This is a genomic window from Myxococcus sp. CA039A, assembly GCF_013336645.1.
GTDB lineage: Bacteria > Myxococcota > Myxococcia > Myxococcales > Myxococcaceae > Myxococcus > Myxococcus llanfairpwllgwyngyllgogerychwyrndrobwllllantysiliogogogochensis.
Genome location: NZ_JABUMQ010000417.1, coordinates 1 through 8438 on the forward strand (window position 1 = coordinate 1; position 8438 = coordinate 8438).

Genomic DNA, 8438 nt, shown 5'->3' on the forward strand with positions numbered 1-8438 from the left:
GCGGCGGGGGTGGCGGGGTTCAGCCTGTCTCACTTCAAGCCGCTGTTCAAACAGGCCACGGGATTGCCGGTTCATCGGTTCGTGCTGGAGCGTCGCGTGGAGCGCGCGCGGCTGCGCTTGATGGAAGGGCGCAAGAGCCTGACGGAGATCGCGATGGAGGCGGGCTTCTCACACCCAAGCCATATGGCCCGCTGCCTGCGCCGCTTCCTGGGCATGAGTCCGACGGAGATCGCCCGGGCGTCACAGTGAGGTCGCGGGAGAACGAGCGAAAGAGCCAGCGCTTCCGGAGGTAGCCACCCCGCAAGGAATGGCGCGGCTGCTCTCCGGGTGATGGTGGAGGAGCGTCAGGAGTGAGCAAGGACTCCCTGGAGAGCCTCCGTCGAGAAGCAGACAGGCCGATACGCAGGCAGGGATTTCCTGGCCCCTTGCTGCGAGAATGAGCGCACTGCTCTTCTTCCCTGGGGGGTTGAATGCAAGCCAGTCCGAAGCTTCATCCAACGCGGTTCTCCTCCGCGTCGCCTCGTTCCTTGCTGCTGGCGGGGACGGTGCTGGGGCTGTTGACGATGCCGTCCGTCGCGCACGCGCTCTTGCTCATCACCTGTCCGGCCGGAACGACGCAGATGACCTATTCGCCCGGATTGACGTATACGTCGAAGCTCATCCAATACATGGGAAGTGAGCTGTCAGGGGTTTGCACGGGAGTGGGGCTGCCCGCGGGCGTGAGCTCTTTCACGACCACCTTCACGGGCGAGACCACGGCGTCATGTGTGACGTTATTGGCCACCGATGAGGGTGACCAGACCTTTGTGTGGAACAACGGAGCAATCAGTACCTGGCATTTCACGACCATTGTGGGAACCAGCGCGAGTGGCCAACGCGTCCTTACCCTGAAAGGGCCCATCACGTCTGGGCTGTTTCAGGGGGCGCAGGTGACGCAGGTGGCGACCTTTCTGAACCTGGACCTGGCGGCATGTAGCACGGAGGAGGGACTCACCTCCGCGAGCGGGCCGTCGACGTATCTCTTCACGGCCCTGTAGCGACGCCGGGTCAGGCCCCGAACCATGTGGAGTGGGTGAAGACAGTCTCAGGAGATTGGCGCGCTGCGCCCAGCAATACCGCCTCATGGTCGAGACCGACGAGCATCAGGGAAACCGTGACGGCGAAGAGCAGGTTGGCGTACCAGCCCAAAGTCGTCTCGGAACTTTTGGGCTACCCGCCTGGCAACGGCCCATCTTCAAGCGCAGCTTCAAAGCCCTTCACTCCCCCGCCATCTTGTCCGATAGGGACGGGGCGGATACTTCTCCTGTCGTCGGTCAGGGAATTTGCCCGTAGGAGAACAGGGGCTCCGCCGACGTGGAATTCACCTCGGAGGACCTGCGAGATCGACGAGGCCACGTCGAAGAGCTCGGTGTAGGGGCCGGGCTGCCCGAGAGCCGCCTTCGGCTCACCGACTGCGACCTGTAATCAACGAAGGCAACTCAGGGAAACGCAAAGCCATGAACCGAAGCGCATGGGTCCACCTGTTTCTCTTCGCGAGCGCGATGACGACGTCGTGCGCGAAGTCCTCCACGGTCCGCGCTGACAGTCGCGAGTCACCGGGCCCCTTGGCGCCGGGCAACGCGAACAATCCCTTCACCCTGGTCTATGGAGGGGCGATTACGAAGAATGAGCCCGGCAAGGTCAACATGCGGACCGTCACGTACAAGTCGACGGCGCCACGCATATCGAGACCTACTGGGTCCCCAAGTATGTGGACGCCGCGATGAACAAGCTGACGGAGTTCTACGGCAGGTCGCTCGGAAGGTGATGCCAATGCGGACGCTATCTTCTTCAGGGTGGAGCCGACTGTGGCTCGTCGTGTCGCTCCTCGGTTCGAGCGCCTGCGTGAGGGCCGCCCGAAGCGATGTCCCGACGTCGGCGTCGACCGCCCTCGTACTGAAGGAGCAGGGGAGCTTCGCCGTGGGGGGCACCGTCGTGACCAGTCCCGGCACCTTCGACCCACTCCATCCGTCATCGGAGGGTGGAACCCTCCACGGCGATCATGCCTATGTCTTCTACCAGGTCCCGGTCGACGCGCGCCCGCTGCCCCTCGTCTTCTGGCATGGCGCCGGGCAATCCTCGAAGACGTGGGAGACGACGTCGGACGGGCGCGAGGGATTTCAGAATCTCTTCTTGCGTCGTCGTTTCTCCGTCTACCTGCTCGACCAGCCACGTCGTGGTGACGCTGGACGCAGCACCGTGGCCTCGGCCATTCCCGCCACGACCGACGACCAGTTGTGGTTCGGCACCTTCCGTATCGGCGTCTGGCCTGACTACTTCCCGGGCGTGCGGTTCTCGCAAGAGCCCGAGGCGCTCAACCAGTTCTTCCGCGCGATGACTCCAAACACGGGCCCTTTCGACGCCGAAGTGAACGCGCGCGCGGTCGCCTCGCTGTTCGACAAGATGGGTCCCGGCGTCCTCGTCACCCACTCGCAAGGTGGCGGCCCCGGTTGGCTCACGGCGATGAAGAGCGTGAACGTGCGGGCGGTCGTGTCGTACGAACCCGGCAGCGGCTTCGTCTTCCCGGTGGGAGAGGTGCCTGCCCCGATGTCCAGTTCCGCGGGGCCGCTTGAGGCCGTGGGCATTCCTCTCGAGCAGTTCAAGGCGCTGACGAAGATTCCCATCATGATCTACTACGGGGACAACATCCCCGACGCGCCGTCGTCGAACCCCGGGCAGGACAATTGGCGCGTCCGGCTCGCGATGGCACGGCTCTGGCGCGACGCAGTCAATCGTCACGGGGGTGACGCCACGGTGGTCCACCTGCCGGAACTGGGGATCCGGGGCAACACCCACTTCCCGTTCTCCGATACGAACAACGTCGAGATCGCGAATCTGCTGTCGAAGTTCCTTGAGGAGAAGCACCTCGATGGAGGCGGACGCCCATGACGGAAGGGTGCTATCGCTATTTCGAGCACACTCGGCGAGATAGGACCCGCCTCATGAAAAAGCCTCTCTTCGGAGTCGCGGTTTGCGCGGCAGCCCTCTTCATGGGCTGCGCAGCCGCTCAGCATGGCGCTGCGAACTCCCCCGCGGACGCACAGCAGATCATTCGCGCAGGCACCCAGGCTTCCACGGCCGGGTCGGTGGACTCCTTCACCGGGCAGGTACGCGTCGAGCGCTTGTCGTCCGCCAGCGATGACATCAATGCCTCGACCGCCTACGTGACCTTCGAGCCTGGCGCCCACTCGGCATGGCACACCCATCCCAGAGGGCAATTCCTCATCGTGACGGCGGGTGTGGGCTTGACGCAGGAATGGGGCAAGCCGGTGCAGGAAATCCGCCCCGGTGACGTGGTGCGGTGCCCACCCAACGTCAAGCATTGGCATGGTGCCACGCCGACGAGCGCGATGACCCATCTGGCGGTGACCGGCTCCGCGGAGGGCAAGAGTGTGATTTGGATGGAGAAGGTGACCGATGAACAATATGGCGCAGCCGGCGCTGCCGCCCCACAGGAGCCCAAGGCAATGACAGCCGAACAAGCCCTTTCCGCCAAACAGCAGGCCATTCCACTGATTGCATCCTTCATGGCCGCGAGCGACATGCCCAAGCTCAACGCCGCCTTGAACCAAGGGCTGGACGCGGGACTGGCCATCAGCGAGGCCAAGGAGATTCTGGTGCAGCTCTACGCCTACGTCGGCTTTCCGCGCAGCCTCAACGCGCTGGGTGAGTTGCTGAAAGTGGTGGAGGCGCGCAAGCAGCGCGGAATCCAAGATGCACCGGGGCGTGAGCCCAGCCGAGCCATTCCCACTGGGGATGAGCTTGTCGCCATTGGAACCGCCAACCAGACCAAGATTTCTGGCGCGCCGGTCCAGGGGCCCCTCTTCGACTTTGCGCCGGTCATCAATCGGTATTTGCAGGCGCATCTGTTCGGGGACATCTTCGAGCGTGACAATCTCGACTGGCAAAGCCGCGAGCTGGCTACGGTCGGCGCGTTGGCGGCCACGCCGGGCGTGGAGCCTCAGTTGCGCTCGCACATGGCAGCGAGCATGCGGGTGGGCCTGACGGCCGGACAATTGCGCCAATTGACCGAGCTGCTGGCTGCGCGTGGTGACGCGGATGCCGCCAATCGCGCGACCGAGGCGCTGACGCAAGTGCTTTCCGCGACGAAAGGAAAGGAGTAAGCGCTGTCCTGCTCGGCGTGCGGTGGATTCGCCGTCGACAGGAAATGCCACACCAACGATGAAGCTCGTTCCGGTGATGTAGAGTCAGGGGCCTCCGCGTCAGGATTGTTGCCCGCGCGCAAGCCTGCCATCGTGGAGCCGCCCCGGCTTTGACGGGCGCGTGAGGCAGCCCCCAATACGCGCCGGTTGGGACCGGTTGGCACCGGCGCATGACTCGGTTAAGGATGGACCATGTCTTTGAATGCCTACGAACTCTCTGCTGGCCTGTTTGTCCGAGGACTGACCAACTTGAAAGCGCAGTTGGCGAAGGCCGAAGAACATGCCGCTGCCAGTGGAAGCGGAGAAGCGGTGTTGCTGGACGCGCGGATCTCCGCGGAAGGGCGCATGCGCGGCGTTGCGAGTGACTCGCCAGCGGACCTGCACATGTACACGCTCGCCGCTCAAGTCCATTGGGCCGCGGAGGGGGCCAGGTTGGCGATCGCGCAGTTGCTGGGTGCGCCCCGGGTGCCGACCGCGAACGATGCAAAGAGCTTCGCGGAGCTGCACCAGCGGCTCGATGCGACGATTGCGTATCTGCGAGAGCTCGCGCCAGGCGACCTCGAAGCCGGCCTCGGTCGAGAGGTCGTGATTGAGCACCGCCGTGGCTCGATGCGCTCCAGTGGCCACCAGTTTCTGATCGCATTCGCGATCCCTCACTTTTTCTATCACGTCACCACCGCCTACGGCATCTTGCGCAACCAAGGCGTGCGACTCACCATGGGCGACTTCTTGGGCAACTGGGGGGCGAGTTGAGTTGAACTCCGCCCTCGCGGCCCGCTGCCCTCGAACTCTTCGGCGCCCTCGATCCGCTCCTGCTGCTCAACCCGCTTCGACATTCAGGCCAGGGTCCACGACAGGTTCCGCGGGCGCCTTGCGGCCTCGGGACCACGGCGCTGTGGTTGTAGGGCCACGCTTCTCGTGCATGATGTGCCCACTTCGGCGTGGCACATACATCGCAAGGGTATCAGTTCATGGGCATTCCAAAGACAGGGTGGCGAGGAGCGTGTCTCGCCCTGGTCATCACCCTTGTTGCTGGCGCTCGCGCAGCGGCTGAGACGCCGTGCGCAGTGCCCGGCAATCCCTCGACGTTGGTCTGTCAGTCGAATCCCTCGTACCCCCGCTCCGTGTGCCAGGAGGTCTGTACGCAGGGGTTCTGCATCCGCACGGATGAGCAGCAGTTCCAGGCCGGGAAGCGCGGGCTGTGTGTGCTCGCGCTCGATGCCCGGACGCGAGCGGTGACCGGCTCCTGGTCGCTGGGCCCCGGAAGCTTCGGTCGCCCGGGCCTGGACGTGTCGGCGTCGGGCATGGTGGACCTGACCGTGCTCGTCGGTGGTGCTGTCGGCCATGTCCGGCTCATCCGCACCCAGGAGGGGAAGCTCGAAGCCTCGGAGTCCCTCACGTTCCGTCCGCCGCTCGAGGGCCCGCCGCGTCCACCGCCCGAGGGCCATTGCACCGTTCCGGGTCGCCGGCAGGAGGTCTTTGCCTGCACGGGCAGGGCGCCGTCCCCCGAAGTCGTCGACAAGGCCCGCGCCACCTGCACGAGTACCGGGCACCCCGCATCGATGCTGAAGCCGCCACAAGGCGCGTGCTCCGCACAGGGGTGTCTGACGGTCGTGCCCGTGAAGAACGGCGCGTTGGATGCGGGCTGGTCGTGCCTGGTCTGGGTGGATGTGAAGGGGGCCGTCCATGGGCTCCCGCAGCCTCGCGTGTATGGGAACGCCTTCCAATGGGACGTGCGGGGAGAGACGCTCTGCGCGCACGTGGACGGGGGCTGCACGAACCGGGCGGCCTGCCTGCGGGAACTCTGCTACGCGGCGGCCCCGCCTCACCGACTGCTGCTGCCGAACCAGGGCTCGCCGCTGGAGTCGGACGGGGTGTACTTCGTGGGCCCCGCGATGTCTCCGGTACGGGTGGATGGGACGCTCGATGACCCCGCGTGGGCCCAGGCTCGCGAGGTGGTGGCCGAGACGCGGGCCCACCTCCTGTACGGTCCGCGCGCGTGGCGCGGTCCTGAGGACTCTTCCGTCCGGCTCAAGCTGCTGCATGACGCGGACGGCATGCTCCTCGCCGCCCGTGTCCGGGACGACCGGGTGGTTCCGCTGGCGCGGGGCGTCCCAGCCGTCGGGACGGACCACCTGGAGCTCGACTTCGGCCGCAATGGAATCGAGGCCCCTCGGTACGCGCTGTTGCTGGGCGCGGACCGGAAGGTGTCCCTGCGGCAGTGGCGGGACCGGAGGGGACGTGAGGTCGACTGGCCCCTCGAGTCTCAGTGCGTCTGGGCCTCCGAGGACGGGGGCTATGCGGTCGAGTGCCGCATCCCGAATGGCGTCATCTTCTTCATCCCCGCGGTGCCCGGTCCGTCGTGGTTCTCCGTCTGGGTCTCGGACGCTGACCAGCCCGGGACGCAGGAGACGCTGATGGGACCGCTGCTGACTGAAAACTTCGTGAGCGAGGTGCCACCGACCCTTCAGGAGGCGCGCTCCATCGAGCAGCAGAAGCAGGCGAGGCTTCCATGAGTGGACAGCGAAGAATGGCGTTGCACTTCGCGCTGATGGGGTTCGTTGTCCTGGCTTCGCGCGCCTCCGCGGGCGAGGCCTGCCGCGACGTGGGAGAGGTGTCCGACGTGGTGTCGTGCATGACGGACCCCGAGGACTGGGAACACCTCTCATGTGACACGCGCTGCAAGAAGGACTACTGCGTCGCCCTGCGCAATGACTCCCCGTTGCCCGGCATGCCCGCGGACTGGTGCCTGGTGGTGACAGACCGGAAGGGCACGGTGACAGGGAGCCTGGCGCTCACCGGGACCGAGGACGCGAAGGTCACCCGGGCGAGCGAGGCGGGGGGCATCGACGTGCGGGGACGGGACGAAGCGCGTCGCACGTTCGTGCTGCGCTCGAAGCGCCGGAAGGACGGCTCGCTCGTGGAGCTGGCTCGGACGACCGAGCGCGGGCCCACGACGGCTCTCACGCCCCTACCCGAGCCGAGACCGCAGCCGAAGTCGAAGCCGCAGGAGGCCTACTGCTCCATCGAGCCGTCCAATAGCGAGCCCACGCTGGCGCCTCCCACCTGCACGGGGCGAAAGCCGGCGGCGAGCTTCCTCCAGGAGGCGGCGAAGCTCTGTGCCACGTCGGCGGGCGCGGGCGAGCAGCCGGTGTCCGCGGTGGGCTCCTGCTCGGCGTCGGCGTGCATCGCGCTCGGGGCCGATGAGGGGGTGTGGGAGTGCGTGGTGGGGCAGTCGGACGGAGGCGCTCCGCATGTCCTCAAGTTCGCCGAGGTGGTGGGGTCCTCTGGCCTGAGCGGAGTCGCGCTGACGGGCACGAAGGTGTGCGCGACCTTCGTCCAGGGCGGCGGGAGCGGTGGCGACATCGTCTCGAGCGCCTGTGTCCTCATCGGCTCGCCGGACCGCCTTGTGCTGCCGGCTCCGCCGTCACGGGTCGCCTTCCTGGACGAGGAGGGCTACCACACCGTCCCCATGAAGGCCGAGCCCACGGTGGATGGGGACATCGCGGGCGACGCGGCGTGGGGGCCGGTCCAGCCGCTCCCGGCGCTCACCGACTCGAATGTCATCCATGGCCTGGGTGCGTGGGAGGGCCCTTTGGATGCGTCCGTCACGTGGCGGCTGGCACAGGGGGCCGACGCGCTGTACCTGGCCGCGCAGGTGGGCGACGACCGGGTGACGCCGGCTCGGCCTGGCTTGAGTCCCGTCTTCGCGGACCACCTGGAGCTCCGTCCGTACTACGCGGTCGTCCTGGAGCCGGAGGGCCACGCGTCCCTGCGCCAGTGGAGGGACTTCCGGGGGACCCGTGTGGACTGGCCCGTACGCGGCGCACGGTGCCGATGGCGGGCGCGGCAGGGTGGCCAGGACATCGAGTGCCGGCTTCCCTTCGGCGCGGTCGGTGCCCTTGCCGTGCCTCCGTCGCGCCAGGACCTCCTGCTGGTGTTCTCGGATGGGGACGGCGAGCCGCGCCAGAAGTCCCTGGTGGGGACGCGGGTCGACCTGTGGCTCTGGAAGGAATTGCCGCCCTCGATGGAGGACGCCATCTACCTGAAGCAGACCTACCCGTGAGCCTCGGGTCGCGGGGGTGGGGATGGAGTTGCCCCTGTCAAAACGGCTCTCCCGCACTTCGTGTGGACCGTGGGGTCAAACGGTGAGCAGTACGCGGCGACGCAGCAGGTCGAAGTTGGCTCGGCCATACATCTGACGCTTGAGGAGCTTGAGCTTCGTGATTTGGCCCT

Annotated in this window: 6 protein-coding genes; all 6 read left to right on the plus strand. The window is 66.5% G+C overall.

Going from position 1 to position 8438, the window contains the following annotated elements; all coding sequences use genetic code 11:
* Positions 1-249 (plus strand): helix-turn-helix transcriptional regulator (locus tag HR086_RS41925; protein ID WP_174468419.1); only part of this gene is annotated, 249 nt, incomplete at its 5' end.
* Between the two features lie 1635 nt (positions 250-1884).
* The gene (locus HR086_RS41930) at positions 1885-2928 is read left to right on the plus strand and encodes an alpha/beta fold hydrolase (protein WP_217442167.1); all 1044 of its coding nucleotides are present in this window, start codon (positions 1885-1887) and stop codon (positions 2926-2928) included.
* Positions 2929-2981: 53 nt separating this feature from the next.
* On the plus strand, positions 2982-4163 hold the full coding sequence (locus HR086_RS48995) for a carboxymuconolactone decarboxylase family protein (protein ID WP_174468421.1): 1182 nt from the start codon (positions 2982-2984) through the stop codon (positions 4161-4163).
* A gap of 231 nt (positions 4164-4394) precedes the next feature.
* On the plus strand, positions 4395-4955 hold the full coding sequence (locus tag HR086_RS41940) for a DUF1993 family protein (protein WP_174464061.1): 561 nt from the start codon (positions 4395-4397) through the stop codon (positions 4953-4955).
* Between the two features lie 314 nt (positions 4956-5269).
* Positions 5270-6718 carry a hypothetical protein gene (locus HR086_RS41945; protein WP_174468422.1) on the plus strand — a complete coding sequence of 483 codons (1449 nt, stop codon included), beginning with the start codon at positions 5270-5272 and terminating at the stop codon, positions 6716-6718.
* Positions 6719-6732: 14 nt separating this feature from the next.
* Positions 6733-8268 carry a hypothetical protein gene (locus HR086_RS41950; protein ID WP_174468423.1) on the plus strand — a complete coding sequence of 512 codons (1536 nt, stop codon included), beginning with the start codon at positions 6733-6735 and terminating at the stop codon, positions 8266-8268.
* Positions 8269-8438 lie beyond the last annotated feature (170 nt).